The following is an 18457-nucleotide window of genomic DNA, read 5'->3' as shown; positions in this document are numbered from 1 at the left end:
CGTGGAGGTGAGATACCCGGCGCGGTTGATGGCGACGGCGGCGACGTTGTGGCGGAGTTCTCCGATCCTGTACTCGAAATGGCTGAACGGACTGGACGGGGTGGGTGTCGTGCCGAGACCGCCGGTGGCGAAGTACGTGGAGGGATCGTGACGGCCCGGCTGCCCGATCCGGCCAAGTCCCGTGTCGTGCTGATCGGCACGGCGCGGTACCAGGACCCGGACCTGACCCCACTGCCTGGTGTCGCCAACAACCTGACCGATCTCGCGGCCGCGCTGACCGATCCGCGGGGAGCGGGGGTGCGGCCGGAGCACTGTTTGGTGCTGGCGGATCCACCCGCGTTGGCGGATGTGGGCGATCACATCGTGACCGCCGCGCGTGAGGCCGAGGACGTGTTGCTGGTCTACTACTCCGGGCACGGCCTGATGACGTGGGGCCGCACGAGCGAACTGTGCCTGGCGTTGCGGGACACGCGGTCCAAGTCGCTGTTGACCTCCGCGCTCCGGTGCGCGGATCTGCGTCAGTACATCATGGACAGTCCGGCGCGGACGAGGGTGCTGATCCTGGACTGTTGTTTCGCGGGCCGGAGCATCGAGCCGACCATGGGATCACCGGCGGGCGCGATGCTCGGCGAGGTCGACATCGCCGGTGCGGTCGTGCTGGCCGCCGCGCAGGGCAAGGCGTTGGCGCCGTTGGGGGAGCACAACACGTTGTTCACCGGTGAACTGCTGCGGCTGCTGCGCGAAGGCATCCCGTCGGAGCCGGGCATGCTGTTGACCTTGCATGTGCTGTTCCGTGAGGTGCGGACGGTGATGCGCCGCAACGGCTGGCCCGAGCCGCGTGGCAATTCCAGTGACATGGCCGCGCATCTGGCGTTGGGACACAACCCGGCGCACGTGGTGCGCAAGGCGATTGACGCGCTGCGTGCCGACATCGCGCGGTTGGGGGTTGAGGAGTCGCAGACCCGTCAGCTGTACGACACGGTGCGCGACAAGATCGTGGATCCGAACCTGCCGTCGGTGACGGAGACCTCGGCCGGGCTTGTCGAGCGCCTCGACCAGGTGGAGCAGGTCGCGGCCATGGGGCGGTCGGTCAGCAGCGAACTGGCCGAGTTGAAAGGACAGCTGACCGACGGCCGCACCGTGACCCGTCGCCTGCGGGCGCGGGGTGACGGCCTGCTGGACCGGCGTGGCGAGCTGCGGGAACGCCTCAAGGGTTATCAGGCGCAGGCGGTGCGTCTGCGGATCGCGGAGGAATGGGACATCGCGGAGTTGTACGTGAAGGCCAGGGCGCTGTTGTGGACGCAGCCGTGTGATCTCGGGCTGGCGCTGCGGGCTGTCAACGCCTACCAGCAGGCCGTCACCGAACTCAGGAAGAAGAGGCAATGAGCGCCTGCGCCGAACCCGGCTGTACCGGAACGTACGGCTCGCACGGCTACTGCGACGACTGCGGCCACAAGGCGCCCGCGGTCGCGCCACCGCCGGAACCCGTCGAGCCCGAACCGGCGGCCCCGGAGCCGGACAGCACCAAGCAGAACAGCAGCCAGCGTGCGGTGTCCCGGCCGATCTCCCGTCCGGTCAGCACATCCCGGTTCGGTGCGGGCTGGGTGAGCATGCCGAGGGTGACCCGCCCGGAAACGTCGACGGCCGCGCCGGTGCCGCAGATCGACGAGTCGCAGCGGTTCTGCCGGACGTGCCAGTCGCCGGTCGGCCGCGGCCGCAACGGCCAGCCCGGCCGGCCGCGTGGGTTCTGCACCAGGGACGGCACCCCGTTCTGTTTCGAGCCGACGCTGGCCGAGAGCGACGCGGTCGACCGCTACGAGATCGACCGGTGCATCGCGCGCGGCGGCCAGGGCTGGATCTACCTCGGCCACGACACGCATTTCGACGACACCGGCGCGCAGCGGCCGGTCGTCCTCAAAGGAGTGATCGACAGCACCGACCCCGAGGCGATCGAGCAGGCGCGCCAGGAGCGGCGGTTCCTGATCGAGGTGGATCACCCGAACATCGTGAAGGTCAACGACTTCGTCCGGCACCCGGACCCGTTGACCGGGACGATGGCCGGGTACCTGGTGATGGAGTACATCGACGGCCGCACCCTGCTCGACCTGCATCGCGACTACCGCGACGACGGGGGCAACCGGGCGCCGTTGCCGTTGACGCACGTGCTGGCGTACGGCATCGAGGTGCTCCAGGCGATGGCCTACCTGCACGAGAAGGGCCTCCTGTACTGCGATTTCAAGCCGGACAACGCGATGCACACGGGCGATCAGCTCAAGCTGATCGACCTCGGCGCTGTGGTGCGCGCGGAGAACGTGCCGGATTCGTTCCTCGGCACGGTCGGTTTTCAGGCGCCGGAGGTGGAGGACACCGGCCCGACGGTCGCGTCGGATCTGTACACCGTGGGCCGGAGCCTCGCGGTGCTCAGTTTTCCGTTCGAGGGGTTCACCCGGCAGTTCCGCGACCAGTTGCCCGCCCGAGGTGACGTGCCGCTGTTGGCCGCGAACGAGTCGTTCGACTTGGTGTTGCGCCGCGCCACGCACGCCGACCCGGCTCGGCGGTTCACCTCCGCGGAGCAGATGAGCCATCAGCTCGAAGGTGTGCTGCTGGAGGTGCTGGCCGAGTCGGACGCGCGGGCGCGGCAGGCGCTGTCGCGGGTGTTCACCGTGGAGCAGCGAACGTTCGGCACCGACACGGTCGCGGGCCAGGACCGGGCCGGGTCGCGGGTGGACTGGTCGGCGCTGGTTCCGGCGTTGCCGACACCGCTGGTGGACCCGGCCGATCCGGGCGCGGGGCACCTGGCGGCGATCGCGGCGGCGGACCCGGACTCGGTGATCGACGCGGTGCTGGCGATCCCGGTGGACAGTCCGGAGATCGTGCTGCAGCTGGTCGGTGCGCGGATCGCGGCCGGGCAGCTGGACGCGGCCCACCACGACCTGGATGCGTACGCGGCGAAGGCGCCGCACGACTGGCGGGTGGCCTGGTATCAGGGGCTGGCCGCGTTGGCCGCGAGCCGTCCGCACGAGGCCCGGCCGTTCTTCGAGCAGGTGTACGCGGCGCTGCCCGGTGAGCTTCCGCCGAAGCTCGCGCTGGCGGCGGCGTCGGAGTGGGACGGTGACGACGACCGCGCGGGCTCGTTGTACGAACGGGTCTGGCGGACCGATACGCGGTATGTCAGCGCTGCGTTCGGGTACGCGAGGGTGCTGGAGCGGCGCGGGGAGCTGACGGCGGCGGTGGAGGCGTTGGACGGTGTGCCGGAGGACAACGCTCAGCACACGTATGCGCAGGTGGCGGCGATCCGGACGTGTCTGGCGCCGAACTTGGCCAAGGCGGAACTGCTGGAGGCCGGTGCCCGGCTCAAGCGGCTGCGGATCGGTATCGAGCGCCAGGCCGAGCTGTCGGTGGAGGTGTTCCAGGCCGCGCTGAAGTGGGTGGGGCACAACGAAGGCGTGGACGGCGACGGTGAGGTGCTCGGCCGTCGGCTGGAGGACCGGCAGCTGCGGTTCGGGCTGGAGAAGGCGTACCGCGATCTCGCGGGCGTGACCGAGGACGTCGACCGGCGGATCGAGCTGGTCCGCACGGCCAACCGGGTGCGGCCCCGGACGCTGTTCTAGCGGAAAGGGGGAGGGGTGGCGGATTTCGAGCTCCACGTCGACCACAACAGGTACCTGCCGGACGGTGGGCGGACCATCGACGCGGTGGTGTCGGTGAGCGCGGCGGGCGGTAAACGCGGCTCGGCGCCGACCGCGGCCGAGGTGATCATGATCGACACCTCGAGCTCGATGGAGGGTGAGAAGATCATCGAGGCCAAGCGCGCCACCGCGCAGGCGATCGATCTGTTGCGCGACGAGGTCGCGTTCGCGGTGGTCGCGGGCACGACCGACGCGCGGATGGTGTACCCGCGTAACGAGGCGTTGATGGCGGCGTGCCCGGCGACGCGCGCCGAGGCACGCGAGGCGGTGCGGCGGTTGCGGGCCGACGGCGGAACCGCGATCGGGACGTGGTTGGAGCTGGCGAACAAGCTGTTCCGGGCGGACGACGCGGAGATCAAACACGCGATCCTGCTGACTGACGGCCACAACGTGCACCAGAAGCACGAGGAGTTGCTGGCCACGCTGGAGCGGTGCCGCGGCGAGTTCGTGTGCGAGAGCCGTGGCGTGGGTGACGGGTGGTCGTCGGAGCCGTTGAACGCGGTCGGCGACGTGCTGATGGGCAGCACGGACGGCCTGCCGGACGTCAAGGAGCTGGCGCCGGAGTTCCGCAGGATGATCGAGGCCGTGATGGGCAAGACCACCGCGAACGTGGCGTTGCGGCTGTGGCTGCCTCGCGGCGCGCGGATCCGGTTCGTCAAACAGGTCTACCCGGACATCCTGCCGCTGACCGGGAACGGCACCGCGGTGTCCGACCGGATCACCGACTACCCGACCGGGTCGTGGGGTGCGGAGACCCGTGACTTCCACCTGTCGATCGAGCTGCCCGCGGGCAGGCAGTTGGGTGACGAGATGCTGGCCGCGCAGGTGAAAGTGGTCGTCGGGGACCGGGACGCGGCCGAGGGGTTGATCCCGGCGCACTGGACGGCCGATGCGGCGCTGTCGACGGCGATGAACCAGCGGGTCGCGCACTACACCGGTCAGCAGGAGCTCAACACCGTCACCCAGGAAGGCCTCGCCGCGCTCGCCGCGGGCCGGGACGAGGAAGCCACGGCCAAGCTCGGCCGTGCCGCGCAGCTGGCCAGGGCGTCCGGCCATGAGGAGACGCTGCGCGTGCTCAAACGCGTGGTGACGGTGATCGACGCGCCGACCGCTCAGGTGAGGTTGCGCCGGGACATGGCAGCGGTGGACGCCGAGATGATGTCGGTGCGGTCCCGCAAGACCGTGCGGTGGCGCAAGCACGGCGGCAACAGCACCGCGGGCGCCGAGTACGAGGAGGACGATACCGACGGCGATGGCGAGAACGACGATTCGGTATCGTGACGGGGTGATCACGATCGACCCGAGCTCGTCGGTGGCGCCGTTCGAGCAGGTCCGATCCCAGTTCGCCCAGCAGATCACCGACCGGGCGCTGCCCGTCGGTGCCAAGCTGCCCACGGTGCGCGCGCTGGCGGTGGAGCTGGGGCTGGCGGCGAACACCGTGGCCAAGGCCTACCGCGAACTGGAGGAAGCGGGCCTGATCGAGACCCGCGGCCGCGCTGGCACGTTCGTCAGCGCCGCCGGGCAGCAGAGCCGGATCGTGATCCAGCGCGCGGCCCGTGACTACGCCCAGCAGGCCCGTGCGCTCGGCCTGAGCGCGGACGAGGCGTTGAGCATCGTCGAAGCCGCGCTGTCAGCGAATTAGGTCGTGTTCCATATGTCCGGTCGATGAGAGTCTGCCCCGGCCGGAGGCCGGAGTCGGGATTCAGTGGGGCGGTTCCTGGCGTCGCCGCCGGAAGGCCGGAATACTGGTTGTCTTTTGGCTTTTCGGCGGTGGCGTCAGGGACCGCAGCCGGCCCGGCTATCGCGATCGGACATATGAAACGCGGCCTAGCCGGGTGACGTCGTCGACGGTGAACGTGACCATCATGTCCCCCTGATCAGGTCGGCGAGCACGCCGGTGCGCAGGTGCTCGATGCCGCCACCGGCGATCAGCTCCGCGGTGCTGATGTCCGCGGCGTCCGCCGGGGGAGGGGGCGGTGGTGTCGTGCTCGGCGATCAGCCGGTCGATGACGTCGTCGATCAGGGGTTCCGCGGGCATCAGGTGCCAACCCGCCACGGGACGCGGCACGCACGAACTGGTCGGTGATCGGGCGCAACGAGCGGCACCACGTCTCGAGGCCCCGCTGCTCGACGTAGTCCACCTCGCGCAGCGGCTTCGTCGGCAGCGGCTCGGTGACCGGTGCGACCTCATCGACGGCGAACGTGACCATGCGGCGAACCCTATTGCGGGACGGCCCTCATTCCACTGTGAATTCGCCCAGGGCCGACCAGTCGTCCTGCGGGACGGTGAAGTTGACGATCTTCGGTGTGGCGACCAGGTACTGCGGGAAGGTCCGCCGCGCCTGGGTGAAGTGGTCGGACTGCACGTGCGCCGCGCCGGCCTCGTCGTCGCGGAACGCCTCCACGATGACGTACTCGTGCGGGTTGTCCACACTGCGCGACCAGTCGAACCACATGCAGCCCGGCTCGGCGCGGGTCGCCTCGGTGAACTCCCTGGACAGCTCCGGCCACTGGTCGGCGAACTCCGGCTTGATCAGGAACTTCGCGGTGATGAAGATCATTACCGCATCGTATCGGAGTCCGGGCGCGCCGCACGTCGCACAACGAGACACCCCGCTGGAACGTCCACTGCGGACAGTTCGGCGGCCCGAGAGTCGTCGTGCCGAGACGGGATGACGAGTTGTGCCGGGTGTGGTCCAGTCCACACTTCTCGCGCGCCGAACGGCTATCCTTGGGCGTGCCGATGGGAGGGGTACCTTGGCCGCGGTCTTCATCAGTTATCGCAGCACGGATCACGCCGAAGCGGAACGACTCGCGGTCGACCTGCGCGGCCACGGACATCAGGTCTGGCTGGACACGTGGGAACTGGGGCCCGGCGATTCCGTCGTGCAGAAGATGGACGACGGACTGGCCGCCGCGCGATATCTCGTACTGTGTTATTCCACGAATTCGACCCGCAGCCCATGGCAGTCGAGGGAATGGATGTCGGCGCTGCACCGGCAGGTCAGCGGCAAGGGGGTGACGCTGCTGCCGGTGATGCTGGGCGGCGGCGAGGCGCCCGCGATCCTCGCCGACATCAAGCACGTCGACCTCGGCGCGGACTGGGCCGGTGGCGTGCGGGCCCTCGACGCGGCCATGAAGTGACAGCAGAAGCGACGCGGCCATGACCCGGCAACCGGTGTATGTCGTGTGCGCCGACGGCGAGGAGGACCTGGCCGAGAAACTGGCGGGCCCGTTGCGCGACGGCGGTTACGACGTCGCGCACGACGGCACGGTTCTGGTGGGCGAATCCCGGATCGGCGCGGCGTTGAAAGCCCTGGATTCGGGTGTGCCGATCGTCTTGTGCGCGACCACGAGATCGGTCGGCAGCGCATGGGCGCACAAGATCGTGAACGCCGGGTACGCGGGCGCCAACTGCGTATTCGTGGTGCAGATGGATGAGCAGGCGTACGTCCAGCAGTTGGCGGTGAAGACAGAAGTCGCGAAGTACTACGCCGATCCGGTGGCAGGCGTGCGGGATCTGCTGGAAACCCTCGCCGCCCATTTCCCGCCCGCGCGCCGCCCGAGCGCGAAGAAGACCGAACCGGGCCACGAGCCCGCCTATCTGGACCAGCCGACCGACCTGGCGGTGTTCGACGTGGACGCCCTGCAGGACTTCCGCGCCCAGTTGCGGACCGAGGTCTCGGCCCGGTTGCCGGGCGAGCTCACCCCGTGGCAGTTCCTCGAACAGATCGAGGTCTGGACCGACGGCAGGCTGACCCGCACCGGCGCGTTGCTGTTCGGCCGCGGCCCGAGCGCGGCGAGCCCGGCGGCGATGGTCAAATGCGTCCGGTACTACGGGCTCGACCGCTCCGACCACCGCGACGGCGAGACCTACGAAGGCCCGGTGACGACGCAGATCGTCAACGCGCGCGAGTTCGTGGCCAAGCACGTGCGCCGCGGCGAACGCCCCAGCGAGGACCACGCCCAGGCCGTGCCGGTCTACGCGTTCCCGATGATCGCCGTGCGCGAGATCATCGCGAACGCGTTGGTGCACCGCGACTACTCGCACCTCAACTCGTGTGTGCACGTGCGGGTGTTCGACGACCGGGTGGAGGTCAGCAGCCCGGGCGACTGGATCGGCCACGACATCCCGGCGGGCGAGCGGCACGAGCTGACCGAGTTCCACGGGCAGTCGGTGAAACGCAACTACCGGCTCGCGCACCTGCTGTCGTGGGTGCGGCTGGTGGAGGGCGAGGGCAGCGGGATCCCGTCGGCGTTGCGCGACTGCCGCACCACCGGCAGTCCGATCCCGACAGTGTTGCGCGAGAAGGACTTCATCACGGTCACCGTCTGGCCACGGCCACCGGAGCAGGCGCCGCAGCCAATCCAGGACGTCACCATCACGGACACCGGTCAGCGGCTGCCGCGGCCTCGCACGCTGCCGCGGGGGGTGAAGACGTTCGTCGGCCGGGAAGCCGAGCTGGGGTGGCTGGCCAGTTCGCTGGACGCGGGTGTCTTCCTGATCACCGGCGCGCCGGGGACCGGCAAGACCACCCTCGCGGTGAACTTCGCCCACCTGGTCGCCGACCGGTATCCCGACGGGCAGCTGTACGTGGACCTGCGCGGGTTCAGCCCGTCGGGGCGCCCGGTGCAGGCGGCCGAGGCGTTGCTGCTGTTCCTGGACGCGTTGGGGGTCTCACGGCAGGCGATGCCGGTCGAACTGGACGCGCGGGTCGCGCTGTACCGCAGCATCGTCGCCGGACGGCGGATGCTGGTGTTGCTGGACAACGCGCGCTCCAGCGAACAGGTCCTGCCGCTGTTGCCCGGCTCGTCCGACAGCCGCGTGCTGGTCACCAGCCGCGCCCGGCTGGCCGACCTGGTCGCCAAGAACGACGCCGTGCAGGTGGCGTTGAACGTCTTCGACCGCAACGCCGGCATCACCCTGCTGTCGCGCTGCCTGGGCGACGACCGGGTGGACGCCGAGCCCGAGGCCGCGGCGAAACTGGTCGAGTACTGCGGTGGGCTGCCGCTGGCGTTGCGGATCGTCGCCGCGCACGCCGCCGCCCACCCGGAGTTCCCGCTGCAGGTACTGGCCGGTGAGCTCAACGACGCCAACAACCGGTTGGCCGTGCTGGCCGGAGACGACGAGTCGGCGAGTATCCGCGCCGCGTTCTCGTGGACCTACCAGGCGCTGAGTCCCGAGGCGGCGAGGGTGTTCCGGTTGCTGGGCCTGCACCCGGAGCCCGACATCGGGCTACCCGCGGTCGCGGCGCTGACCGGCTTGTCCGAACCCCAAGCACAGCAGGTCCTGCGTGAGGTGTGCGTCGCGCACCTGATGCACCACTACACGCCGGGCCGTTACCGGTTCCACGACCTGCTGCGCCTCTACGCGCACGAGCAGGCCATGACACACGACTCGGACTGGGAACGCGACGAGGCGATCCGCCGGGTTCTCGACCACTACATCGACCGCGGCGCCGCCGCCGACCGCTACTGGTTCGCCTCGGAGCGGCCGGTGCTGCTGGCCGCGATCGACTTCGCCGCACAGCAGGGACTCGACGAACGGGCGTGGCGGCTCGCCTCGGTGATCACGCCTTTCCTTGACCAGCAAGGACTGTGGCACGACCTCGCGGCTGTTCTGCAGACCGCGCTCGGCGCGGCCGACCAGGCCCGCGACCGCCAGGCCCAGGCCGACATCCACCGCAGCCTCGGCGCCGTGCACGGCCAGTTCGGGCGGATCGCCGAAGCGGCCAAGCACTACGAACTGTCCCTGGGGCTGTGCCGGGAGCTGGGCAACGAGGTGGGGGAGGCCCGTTCGGAACTCGCGCTGAGCGAGGTCCACGCCCGCCGCAACCAGCCCGACGAAGCCGTCTTCCACGCCCGGGTGGCGCTGGATCTGTTCCGCCGCAACGCCGACCGGCACGGCGAGGCGGATGCGCTGGTGACGCTGGCCGACTGCGCGGCGCAGACCGGCGCGCACCGCCAGGCGTTGCACGAGTTCCACGCCGCCCGCGAGCTGTACCGGGATCTGGACAACCGCCGTGGTGAAAGCGTCGCCCTGGAAGGCCTCGGGCAGGTGCATCACCGCCTGTACCAGTTCTCCGACGCGGTCGAGCACTACGCGGCGGCGCTGCGGCTGTCGCGGGACGGCGGCAACCGGTACGCCGAAGCGGTCACCCTCAACCGGCTCGGTGACACCTACCGGGCACTCGGTGACCGGATCGAAGCCCGCGCGACCTGGCAGCACGCGCTGAAGCTGCTCACCGAGTTCGACGATCCGGACGCCGAGACAGTGCTGGCCAAACTGGCCGAACTGGAACAGCGCGCCATCACCGGCACGCAGGAGCCGGTGATCCTGGTCGTAGACGCGCCCCAGGACGGTCGATCCCAGGACATGTTGAAGAAAGCGTTCCGCCACACCGACATCGACTGGGACTCGTGCCGTGCCCAGGACCGCGGTGACGGCGTGATGATCGTCGTCCCGGCCGAAGTGGCCAAGGCGGTGTTCGTGGACGCCTTGCCGCAGGCCCTGGTGGCGGTGGTTCGTGAGCACAATCAACGCGTGCCGGACAACCGCAGGCTGCGGTTGCGGGTCGCGCTGCACTCGGGCGAAGTGCCGGTCGACGAGGCCGGCCAGGTCGGCGCGTCGGTGAACTTCGCCTTCCGGTTGGTCGACGCGGACCCGCTGCGCAAAGCACAGGACGAGACCGGCGGCCCGGTGGCGTTCATCGCGTCGTCGACGTTCTACGACAACGTGATCCGGCCGCACCCGAACGCCGACCTGAGCGCGTACCGGCGGGTCAGCGTGGCGATCAAGGAAACCGACGCGATCGCGTGGATCCATGTGCCCTCAGCGGAGTCGTAGCGCCTGCTTGTGCACGTACTCCAGCGCGGCGAGCACGACTGTGCGCTGATACCAGTCCAATCACAGCCCTTACCGGGCACCTCATCCGATACTACGGACACTGTTGATTTCATAGTGACGAAATACAAATACACAAGCCTCGAACACCAACACACGAGAAGCCGGGGGCGATGGCGGTCAGCCCAGGGCTTGGTCGGTCGGCTATGTTTCCGCTCGTGCCAGAGTGCTTACGAAGTGGGCCGGACTCCCTTGCCGGTGGTGGGCGGGTCACGCCGTGACGGGTGGGGAGACACCCGAGGCCGTAGGTCCGGTCAGTCGTCCGGCGCGCTATTTCGAGCAGCCGTTCTGGACTGTGCTCGGGCTCGTGGTCGTGTGCATCGGTCCCGTGATCCTGCTGGCCGTTGTCGGCGGGTACGTCCCCGACGACGACAGAACGGCCGTCCTGGTGACCGGCCTCGTCTTGACGCCGCTCACCGTGGTCGTCCTGGTCCTGGCGATCGTCGGCACCGCACGGGAACGGCGTGTGTGGCGCGACCTGGACACGGCCGGAGTGCGCGTCATGGGCACGGTCACGTCCGCGGAACGCGTGTGGTGCGGCGAGGACGACCGCTGCACCAGAGTCCGGATGCTGGTCACCGTGCCCGGACGGCCGCCGTTCACCACGACCCACCTCGTCCCCGGCGAGAAGATCGTCGAAGTCGGGACGAGCATCCCGGTCGACGTGCACCCGACGCGCGACCTCTTCCGCCTGGCCGACAACCCGTCCCGGTAGTTTCGGGTGAATGCGCCGGGGATGGATCGGACTGGCCGCGCTCGCGGCTGTCGTGCTCGTGGTGGTGCTGTTGCGTGAACCGCCCGCGAAACCTCTCGAACCGCCGCCGCCAGCGGCGGCCACGCCCTTGGTGATGGACGCGCAGCGGGTGGCGGTGCCCGGCGGCAAGCTCAACTGGCGCGAGGTGCCACTACCGGCCGGGGTCGGCCAGGCGGACCGGTCGGTCGTGGACGTCGAACGCGCGGTGTTCCCGGTGGTGGCTCAGGACGGATCCCACCGCCTGGTGACCAAGGACGGCTCGGAGGTCGCGCGCGGCGGGGAGACGTTGTCGGCGACGCTGGACGGCACCCGGCTGGTGGTGCACGAGGTCGAGGCGGGTCGATTGTCCACTGTGGATCTCGCGACGGGGGCGCGGGCCGAGCGGTCCACCGGGGTGGGCCCCGGGCCGGTGGCCGTCGCGGCGGGCGTGGTCGTCGTCCAGCGATCCGACCAGTGCCTGGTGGTCCTCGACGCCGCGACCCTGGAGCCGAAGATGGACCGGTGCGCACAGGACGGGACGACGGTCTCGTTGCTGACCGCCGAACTGGACGCGGTGCAGTGGCGTGAGGTGCGCTCCGGCGAGCACTGCGTCCGGTGGTTCCGGATGGGCGCGTCGCTCACGCCGGAGGCTGTGTCCACCGGGGAGCGGGCGTGCCGTGCGGCGGTTCTGCTGCACACCGCCGACTGGGAGTTGACCGCGGATTTCCCGCCGTACGAGGTGGGTGTGGCCAACCCGGGGCCGCTGGTGGCACGACGGGCGAACATGGAGGTCGTGCTCGACGCGAACGCGGCGGGTGTGCATTCCTGCGGTGGCCGGGTCTACTGGTTGAGCCAGGCCGTCGGCACGGAGCGGCGAGGACAGTTGGCTCGCTGGACACCTGGGCAGACTCGGGTGGATGTGGTCGAGATCAGCGAGGGCAGTGCGTCGCCGTCGCGGTGCGTGAACGGTGTGTTGAACGTGGTCACGCATGCTGGGGATCGGCCACGGTTGTGGACCCTGGCCGATCCCTGAGCACGCTCGGGGGTCAGCCGCGCTGGATCTCTTCCCATGTGCGCCTGGTGACCTGTGGGCCGTCGTCGGCGGCGCCGTTGGCCAGACCGTTCTTGCCGAGGTAGTAGTCGCCGGACTGGTGCCAGGCGGCGGGGGACTGGTGCGGGTCGGACACGGCCATCGCGTGGATGTGGTGCTCCCATGGGCCTTGGGAGGGCTTGCGCCACCAGGCGGCGAATCCGGCCTCGCGCAGTTTGCGGACGACGTCGGTCTTGGTGGCGTCCGGCATTCCGCTGACGGAGAGGTCCAGTGCGCCGCCGCCGTCGTGGGTGCCGCCGGACGCGCCGACCCCGCCCGGGTTGTAGGAGCCCTGTGTGATGGTGAGGGTCCGGCCCAGTCGCGCCTCGGCCGCTTTGAGCATGTCCCGGGTGCGGGTGTTGATGGTCTTGCCCTGGTAGGTGATCTTGGTGCCGGCGGTCACCACGCGGGTGACGGTGAAGCGTCCGTCGCCGAGTTTCTGCAGCGAGGTCTGGCCGGGGATGCCGTTGGTGTCCAGTCCGGTCCAGCCGAGTGACTTCTGGTAGTTGGTGTACGCGGTGGTGGTGGATGTGCCGAAGTGCCCGTCGACGTACTGCGCGGCGAGGAAGCCTTTGGCCTGCAGGGCTTGTTCGACGGCGAGGACGTGGTCCTTGGCGCCGGGGGTGATCGCCGAGTCCGCCCTGCGGGGGTCGATCTGCGCCGCGAGGAGCACTTTTTCCATGTCGACGCTGGCGAGCGCCTGTGCCGGTGCGGCGCTGATGATGGCGGCGGCGCTCGCGACGGCAACTGTCGCGGCGGCCCATTTGATCCGCATGTGTGTCCTCCTCGTTGTCACGGCAGTACGGCGCAGCGTGACGAGAAGGGATACAAGGCGGGTACAAATTCACGACATGACGCGGATGGGGGTCCCGGCGATGAACGCCTGGATGTTCTCGACGGCCTCGCGGAAGTAGATGTGGTAGTTGCTGTCGGTGACGTAGCCGAGGTGCGGGGTGGCCAGGACGGTGGGCAGGGTTCGCAGTGGGTGGTCGGGCGGCAGTGGTTCCTGGTCGAAGACGTCGAGTCCGGCGCCGCCGATGCGGCGTGCGCGTAGGGCTTCGATCAGGGCGTGCTGGTCGACGATGGCCGCGCGGGAGGTGTTGATCAGCAGTGCGCCGGGGCGCATCCGGGCCAGTTCGTCGGCGCCGATGAGGCCGCGGGTGCGGTCGCTGAGCACGGTGTGCACGGAGACGATGTCGCTGCCGGTGAGCAGTTCGTCCTTGCTGACCAGGCGGACGCCTTCGGGGTCGGTGCGGGCGGCGGTGAGGTTGGCGCTCCACGCGGTGACGTCCATGCCGAACGCGCGGGCGACGCGGGCGACCTGGATGCCGATCTTGCCGAAGCCGACGAGGCCGAGGGTCTTGCCCGAGAGTCCGGTGCCGACGGTGCTTTGCCATGGCCCGCCTGCGCGGAAGGCGTTGTTCTCGGTGACCAGGTGCCGGGCCAGGCCGAGGATGAGTGCCCAGGTCAGTTCGGCGGGTGGGGTGGAGGTGCTGGCGGTGCCGCAGACGGTGACGCCGTGTTCGGCGGCGGCGGTGAGGTCGATGGAGGCGTTGCGCATGCCGCTGGTGATGAGCAGTTGGAGGTGGGGCAGGCGCCGCAGCAGGTCGGCGCGGAACGGGGTGCGTTCGCGCATGATGACGATGATTTGCTGGTCGATGAGCAGGTCGACGAGGCGGTCCTGGTCGCCGATGTGTTCGCGGTGGACGGTGACGTCGATGTGGCCGTCGAGGGCGGACCAGTCGGCCATGTCCAGTGAGACGCCCTGGTAGTCGTCGAGTACCGCGCACCGCAAGGTCATGATCGACACGCTACTGCACGAAGAGGGAGCGACCCGATTTCGCCAGTGGGGCGCCGATTGGCTCGCCGTGGTTAACGATGCGACGGCGTTCGTCGACCTAGGAGTCATGTAGGCGATCGCTGGGGGTAGCGATGGATGACCAACCGGAACCGGAAATCGGCCATCGCGTCGCCGATGACGGGGCTGGGCGCGGCGTGCTGGACGGTGCTTTTCTCCTGCTGGAGGCACTTGCCCGGTTCGGAGAGGCCGGTCCGACCCAGCTCGCCGCTGCCACCGGTCTGCCCAAGGCGACCACCCATCGGCTGCTGGATCAGCTCACGGGTCTCGGCGCGGTGCGCCGCGAGGCGGGACGGTATCGGATCGGGTCACGCATGTTCGCGCGCCGTCCGGAAGGCTGGTCGGCGCTGTGGGTGCGGCGATGTTCGACCGTGGACGGTTGGTCTCCGTCGCGGCGGTCGTGCGGCGCGCCGCCGACATGGTCAGCGCGAATCTGACACGGGTCAGCCGTTTTCCCGACTGAGGCACGGTGGATTTGTTCGACCTGTGCAGGATCGGTTGGTTGGGGCCGGTCGGGTCTCGTGGTGTGTCACCGCGTGGCTGTGATGTCCGGGCGGACGCCCAACTGGTCGAGCAGTTCCAGGTCTTCGCGCACGTAGTGGTGGGTGGCGAGGCGTCCGTCGCGGCCTTCGTAGATGTGCACCTGCTCCACGCTGACCGGGCAGCGGGTCGGCGCCACTCCGAGGTAGTCACCTACGTGCACCCCGGAGAACCTGAGCCGGACGACTGTGGTCGAGCCTTCGGCGACCAGGCCGAGGACATCCCAGCGGGCGTCCTCGAACGACAGCCGCAGCGTGCGGATGGAGCTTTTGAACCCGTCTGGCCCGGCCGAGTCCTGGAAATCGGCGAAGTCGGGTGTCAGGCAGTCGTCGATCCTGGACAGGTTCCCGTCGTTGAAGGTCCGGCACAGCTGGAGCACCAGGCGTTTGTAGTGAGCGGTCTTGGTCATCGCTTCCTCGTCCCGGAGGTCCGTCCTCCCGTTGATCGGCCTGGGCGCGGGTGCGCACGGCGTCGACCATGGCAAGAGAGGCGATGATCAGGGAACGATTGTCCCGCTGAATGGACCGGCGTCAATCGGTGCTGCCGACCCCTGGCCGGGCCCAGCCACGTCGTTCGCCTTCGGCGATGAGGTGTTTGCTGGCGTCCCACAAGTGCGCCGAGGCCTCGCCGATGACAGCCTTGCGGGCGCGTACGTCGTCGGCGGTGATGCCGGGGGACAGCCAGGTGCCGCCGCGGGCCATCCAGTTGAGCAGTTGGGGTTGCAGCCGGTCCATGGCTTTGGCGAAGCGTGCTTCGGGGGTTTGGCGTGCTTCGAACTCGTCCCACAGTGCGCGGATCTCGGTGGCTTGGTCGGGTGGGAGGAGGGCGAAGAGTTTGTCCGCGGCGGCGGTTTCGCGTTCGACCTGGTCGGCGCCCATGGTGGGGTGGTAGATGGGGGTGTCGCCCGCGTAGATCTCGATGAGGTCGTGGACGAGGACGAGTTTGAGGGTGTGGGCGGTGTCGATGGGTTCGTCGGCGTGTTCGGCGAGGATGACGACCATCATGGCGAGGTGCCATGAGTGTTCGGCGTCGTTCTCGCGGCGGTCGGTGGCGGCCAGTGGTGACTGTCGCAGGATCGTTTTGAGCCGGTCGATTTCGATGAGGAAGCCGAGTTGGCTGCGCAGGCGCGCGTCGAGGGCGTCCGGGAGTGGGTTGTCGTCGGTCAGGGGCCGCGGGTCGGTCATGATCCCACCCTGGCAGATCCCGGCAGTCAGTCGCGCCCCGGCTGGGCTCCGGGGTGCTGGGTCGGCTCGTGTGTGGCTAGATCATCAGGCCGGGGACGCCTGCTCTTGGGCGTTTGCGGCGTAGCAGGACTTTGCGGGTGCCGTCGGCGTAGAGCCGTACGCGTGACAGCTCCCACCCGGCGAATTCCGCCTGGATCGACAGTTGGACCGCGGCGCTGACCCGGGACACCCCGGGTGGCAGCTTGAGCGGCCGGTACTCCCAATCCCCTTCAACCACCCCATCGTTCATGGCTGCATCACCTGAACTCCTCCACCGGTGGCGGATGCGACGTAGACGCGTCCGCTGTCCGGGTCGACGGTCACCGAATTCGGTTGTGCGACAGTGGCGAACCGGTGTGTTTCGCGGGGTTCGCCGCCGGCGACGTGGTAGCCGACCACCTCGTTTCGTTCGGTCAGGGTGACCCATGCGAGGTCACGTTTCGGGTCGTATGCGATGCCGTAGGGCGCTCCTGGGACGGGGTAGCGCTGGCGGAGCATGACCGGGTTGGTGGTGAAGGCCAGCAGGGCGCCGCCGCGGGTGTCGGTGACGAGTACTCGTCCGTAGCGGTCGGTGGTGGCGTTGGTGGCGCCCGCGCCTGCTCGTTGGCCTGCGCCGACGGTGCCGTCGGTGAGGTCGATGTCGAACAGGGCGGTGCGTAGCCGGTCGAGGACGACGGCGTGCTGGCCGGTGGTGAGGACCTGGTCGGCGCTGAACACGCTGCCGGTGATGCGTTTTTCGACGGTGCCGCCGCGCAGCACGTCGATGGCTTTGGTGTCGGTGAGGGGGACCAGGGTGCGGTCGCCGGTGACGGCGACGGTGCCGGGGGAGCCCTGTACTGGTCGTGCGGACAGCGCGGTGGGTGCGGGCAGTGGCACGGTGACGACCTGTTTGCCGGTGCCGATGGACGCCAGCAGGCTGTCGGCGGTGGCGGTGAGCGCGGTCGCCGGGCCGGGCAGGGTGACGGTGCGGGCCGGTGCGGTGGGGTCGTCGAGGTTGAGCAGCAGCAGCGCCGGGTCCGTGGTGGCCAGTGCGAGGGTGCGTGTCCGGGGGACGGCCACCGTGCTGGTGATCTTGTGGGGGAGGGGGACGACGGTGCCCACCGGGGTGGAGGTGGCCGGTGACGTGGCCGGGAGGGCCGCGGTCACGGTGTCGGTGGCCTGGAGTTCGTCGCGTGGTTCGGCTGCCTGTGAACATCCGGTCAGCGAACTCCCGGCCAGCAGTGTCATGCCCGACACCGCGGCGATCAGCCGACGCAACAGCAACCTCCGTTTGTCATGTCCAGTTCACCCAGCATCCCCGATTCCGTACGCCAGGTCACGTGCGGATGGCAAGCTTCACCCGAGTCGTTGCTCCGGGTAGCCCAGTTCTATCCCACTGACGTCGTCGAGCGCGGCGCGGATGGCCGAGGGGAGGGTGAGGTCCTCGGTGGCGAGCGATCCGGTGAGTTGCCCGGTGTCGCGTGCGCCGACGACGGGTGCCACGACGCCGGGGCGGTCTCGTACCCAGGCCAACGCGACGGCGAGGGGGGAGGTTCCCAGGCCGTCGGCGGCGGTGGCGACGGCCTGCACGATGCGGGCGGCGCGTTCGGTGCGGTGGTGTTCGACGTAGGGGGCGTAGTGGGGGGAGGCGCCGCGGGAGTCGGCGGGTGTGCCGGTGCGGTATTTGCCGGTGAGCACGCCGCGGCCGAGGGGTGCCCATGGCAGGATGCCGATGCCGTGGTGGTCGGCCGCGGGGATGACTTCGCGTTCGACGCCGCGTTCGGCCAGTGAGTATTCGACCTGGGTGGAGATGATGGGGGCGGCGCCGCCGGACATGAGTTGCATGGTGGCGGCGGTGGACAGTTGCCAGCCGGAGTAGTTGGACACGCCGGTGTAGCGGACTTTGCCGCTGCGGACGGCGGTGTCGAGGGCGGCGAGGGTCTCGTCGAGTGGTACGGCCGCGTCCCATGCGTGGAGTTGCCACAGGTCGATGTGGTCGATGCCGAGGCGGCGCAGTGAGCCGTCGAGTGCGGTGAGCAGTGCGCCTCGGGAGGCGCCGCCGCCGAAGGGGCCTTCGGTGCGGCGGGCGACGGCTTTGGTGGCGATGATGACCTGGTCGCGGGGGACGGCGGTGCCGATGAGGGTGCCGAGGATCCGTTCGCTCTCGCCTTCGGCGTAGACGTCCGCGGTGTCGACGAGGGTGCCGCCTGCCTCGGTGAAGGTGGTGAGTTGGTTGGCGGCTTCGTCGGCGTCGGTGTCCCGGCCCCAGGTCAACGTGCCGAGGGCGAGCCGGGACACCCGCAGGCCGCTGCGGCCGAGGTGTCGATACTCCACAGAGCGTGAGCCTAAGGGCTGGCGATCACCGGGGCCGGGCAAGGGCCATGGTCGGCCGCGTTCGGGCGTAGGCCAAGATTCCCCGCAGGGATGTCGCGGGGGATGTC

The 18457-nt window shown here is 69.4% G+C and carries 19 protein-coding genes; 10 read left to right on the top strand and 9 right to left on the bottom strand.

Features of this window, described 5'->3' with window-relative positions; all coding sequences use genetic code 11:
- Position 1: 1 nt before the first annotated feature.
- The 5 genes from ALI144C_RS55710 to ALI144C_RS24575 are packed head-to-tail and all read left to right on the top strand — an operon-like array spanning position 2 to position 5331.
- Positions 2 to 151: a hypothetical protein gene (locus ALI144C_RS55710; protein WP_168211336.1), complete on the top strand. Its 150-nt coding sequence runs from the start codon at positions 2 to 4 to the stop codon at positions 149 to 151.
- Positions 148 to 1386: a caspase family protein gene (locus tag ALI144C_RS24590; RefSeq protein WP_076989484.1), complete on the top strand. Its 1239-nt coding sequence runs from the start codon at positions 148 to 150 to the stop codon at positions 1384 to 1386. The genes ALI144C_RS55710 and ALI144C_RS24590 overlap by 4 nt, the downstream gene beginning before the upstream one ends.
- Positions 1383 to 3611 carry a serine/threonine-protein kinase gene (locus tag ALI144C_RS24585; protein WP_076989483.1) on the top strand — a complete coding sequence of 743 codons (2229 nt, stop codon included), beginning with the start codon at positions 1383 to 1385 and terminating at the stop codon, positions 3609 to 3611. Before ALI144C_RS24590 ends, ALI144C_RS24585 begins: the two co-directional genes overlap by 4 nt.
- A gap of 15 nt (positions 3612 to 3626) precedes the next feature.
- Complete coding sequence (locus tag ALI144C_RS24580) at positions 3627 to 4970, top strand: VWA domain-containing protein (RefSeq protein WP_076989482.1); 1344 nt, start codon at positions 3627 to 3629, stop codon at positions 4968 to 4970.
- A 4-nt stretch (positions 4971 to 4974) separates the two neighbouring features.
- Entirely contained in the window at positions 4975 to 5331 is a 357-nt protein-coding gene (locus ALI144C_RS24575) for a GntR family transcriptional regulator (protein WP_076989481.1), read from the top strand.
- A gap of 286 nt (positions 5332 to 5617) precedes the next feature.
- On the opposite strand, the gene ALI144C_RS54600 is transcribed toward ALI144C_RS24575, so the two are convergent.
- On the bottom strand, positions 5618 to 5899 hold the full coding sequence (locus ALI144C_RS54600; RefSeq protein ID WP_143230828.1) for a hypothetical protein: 282 nt from the start codon (positions 5897 to 5899) through the stop codon (positions 5618 to 5620).
- 27 nt (positions 5900 to 5926) lie between these two features.
- Entirely contained in the window at positions 5927 to 6250 is a 324-nt protein-coding gene (locus tag ALI144C_RS24570) for a putative quinol monooxygenase (RefSeq protein WP_076989480.1), read from the bottom strand.
- Positions 6251 to 6446: 196 nt separating this feature from the next.
- Between ALI144C_RS24570 and ALI144C_RS24565 the strand changes: the two genes are divergently transcribed.
- From ALI144C_RS24565 to ALI144C_RS24550, 4 genes are all read left to right on the top strand, one after another.
- A complete protein-coding gene (locus tag ALI144C_RS24565) occupies positions 6447 to 6833 on the top strand; it encodes a toll/interleukin-1 receptor domain-containing protein (protein WP_076989479.1) in 387 nt (128 codons plus the stop codon).
- Between the two features lie 19 nt (positions 6834 to 6852).
- Positions 6853 to 10536, top strand: coding sequence for a tetratricopeptide repeat protein (locus ALI144C_RS24560; RefSeq protein ID WP_076989478.1), 3684 nt, complete (start codon positions 6853 to 6855; stop codon positions 10534 to 10536).
- 274 nt (positions 10537 to 10810) lie between these two features.
- Entirely contained in the window at positions 10811 to 11308 is a 498-nt protein-coding gene (locus ALI144C_RS24555) for a hypothetical protein (protein ID WP_076989477.1), read from the top strand.
- Positions 11309 to 11318: 10 nt separating this feature from the next.
- On the top strand, positions 11319 to 12359 hold the full coding sequence (locus tag ALI144C_RS24550) for a hypothetical protein (RefSeq protein ID WP_076989476.1): 1041 nt from the start codon (positions 11319 to 11321) through the stop codon (positions 12357 to 12359).
- Between the two features lie 13 nt (positions 12360 to 12372).
- Here ALI144C_RS24550 and ALI144C_RS24545 read toward each other — a convergent pair whose 3' ends face one another.
- Both ALI144C_RS24545 and ALI144C_RS24540 read right to left on the bottom strand, forming a co-directional pair.
- Positions 12373 to 13191 (bottom strand): peptidoglycan-binding protein, encoded by an 819-nt coding sequence (locus tag ALI144C_RS24545; RefSeq protein ID WP_076989475.1) that lies wholly within the window; start codon positions 13189 to 13191, stop codon positions 12373 to 12375.
- A gap of 69 nt (positions 13192 to 13260) precedes the next feature.
- On the bottom strand, positions 13261 to 14211 hold the full coding sequence (locus tag ALI144C_RS24540) for a D-2-hydroxyacid dehydrogenase family protein (RefSeq protein WP_202819058.1): 951 nt from the start codon (positions 14209 to 14211) through the stop codon (positions 13261 to 13263).
- A gap of 137 nt (positions 14212 to 14348) precedes the next feature.
- On the opposite strand from ALI144C_RS24540, the gene ALI144C_RS24535 reads away from it, so the two are divergent.
- Positions 14349 to 14711 carry a helix-turn-helix domain-containing protein gene (locus tag ALI144C_RS24535; protein WP_076989473.1) on the top strand — a complete coding sequence of 121 codons (363 nt, stop codon included), beginning with the start codon at positions 14349 to 14351 and terminating at the stop codon, positions 14709 to 14711.
- A gap of 92 nt (positions 14712 to 14803) precedes the next feature.
- On the opposite strand, the gene ALI144C_RS24530 is transcribed toward ALI144C_RS24535, so the two are convergent.
- From ALI144C_RS24530 to ALI144C_RS24510, 5 genes are all read right to left on the bottom strand, one after another.
- On the bottom strand, positions 14804 to 15223 hold the full coding sequence (locus ALI144C_RS24530; protein ID WP_076989472.1) for an ester cyclase: 420 nt from the start codon (positions 15221 to 15223) through the stop codon (positions 14804 to 14806).
- A 121-nt stretch (positions 15224 to 15344) separates the two neighbouring features.
- Complete coding sequence (locus tag ALI144C_RS24525) at positions 15345 to 15998, bottom strand: HD domain-containing protein (protein WP_076989471.1); 654 nt, start codon at positions 15996 to 15998, stop codon at positions 15345 to 15347.
- A 76-nt stretch (positions 15999 to 16074) separates the two neighbouring features.
- Entirely contained in the window at positions 16075 to 16287 is a 213-nt protein-coding gene (locus tag ALI144C_RS24520) for a DUF5703 family protein (protein WP_054291956.1), read from the bottom strand.
- Entirely contained in the window at positions 16284 to 17294 is a 1011-nt protein-coding gene (locus ALI144C_RS24515; protein WP_076989616.1) for a YncE family protein, read from the bottom strand. Before ALI144C_RS24515 ends, ALI144C_RS24520 begins: the two co-directional genes overlap by 4 nt.
- A 78-nt stretch (positions 17295 to 17372) precedes the next feature.
- The gene (locus tag ALI144C_RS24510; RefSeq protein WP_076989470.1) at positions 17373 to 18350 is read right to left on the bottom strand and encodes an aldo/keto reductase; all 978 of its coding nucleotides are present in this window, start codon (positions 18348 to 18350) and stop codon (positions 17373 to 17375) included.
- Positions 18351 to 18457: the final 107 nt, after the last annotated feature.

Origin of the sequence: Actinosynnema sp. ALI-1.44, assembly GCF_001984155.1 — a bacterium.
Lineage (GTDB): Bacteria > Actinomycetota > Actinomycetes > Mycobacteriales > Pseudonocardiaceae > Kibdelosporangium.
Note: the sequence above shows the minus strand (reverse complement) of the source record. Positions and strands in the feature narration are given on the sequence as shown.

Excerpts from the sequence above, each read along its gene's own strand:
- ALI144C_RS24585 (WP_076989483.1), top strand. The coding sequence starts at position 1,383 with ATGAGCGCCTGCGCCGAACCCGGCTGTACCGGAACGTACGGCTCGCAC.
- ALI144C_RS54600 (WP_143230828.1), bottom strand. The coding sequence starts at position 5,899 with ATGGTCACGTTCGCCGTCGATGAGGTCGCACCGGTCACCGAGCCGCTG.
- ALI144C_RS24570 (WP_076989480.1), bottom strand. The coding sequence starts at position 6,250 with ATGATCTTCATCACCGCGAAGTTCCTGATCAAGCCGGAGTTCGCCGAC.
- ALI144C_RS24560 (WP_076989478.1), top strand. The coding sequence starts at position 6,853 with ATGACCCGGCAACCGGTGTATGTCGTGTGCGCCGACGGCGAGGAGGAC.
- ALI144C_RS24550 (WP_076989476.1), top strand. The coding sequence starts at position 11,319 with ATGCGCCGGGGATGGATCGGACTGGCCGCGCTCGCGGCTGTCGTGCTC.
- ALI144C_RS24545 (WP_076989475.1), bottom strand. The coding sequence starts at position 13,191 with ATGCGGATCAAATGGGCCGCCGCGACAGTTGCCGTCGCGAGCGCCGCC.
- ALI144C_RS24535 (WP_076989473.1), top strand. The coding sequence starts at position 14,349 with ATGGATGACCAACCGGAACCGGAAATCGGCCATCGCGTCGCCGATGAC.
- ALI144C_RS24530 (WP_076989472.1), bottom strand. The coding sequence starts at position 15,223 with ATGACCAAGACCGCTCACTACAAACGCCTGGTGCTCCAGCTGTGCCGG.
- ALI144C_RS24525 (WP_076989471.1), bottom strand. The coding sequence starts at position 15,998 with ATGACCGACCCGCGGCCCCTGACCGACGACAACCCACTCCCGGACGCC.
- ALI144C_RS24520 (WP_054291956.1), bottom strand. The coding sequence starts at position 16,287 with ATGAACGATGGGGTGGTTGAAGGGGATTGGGAGTACCGGCCGCTCAAG.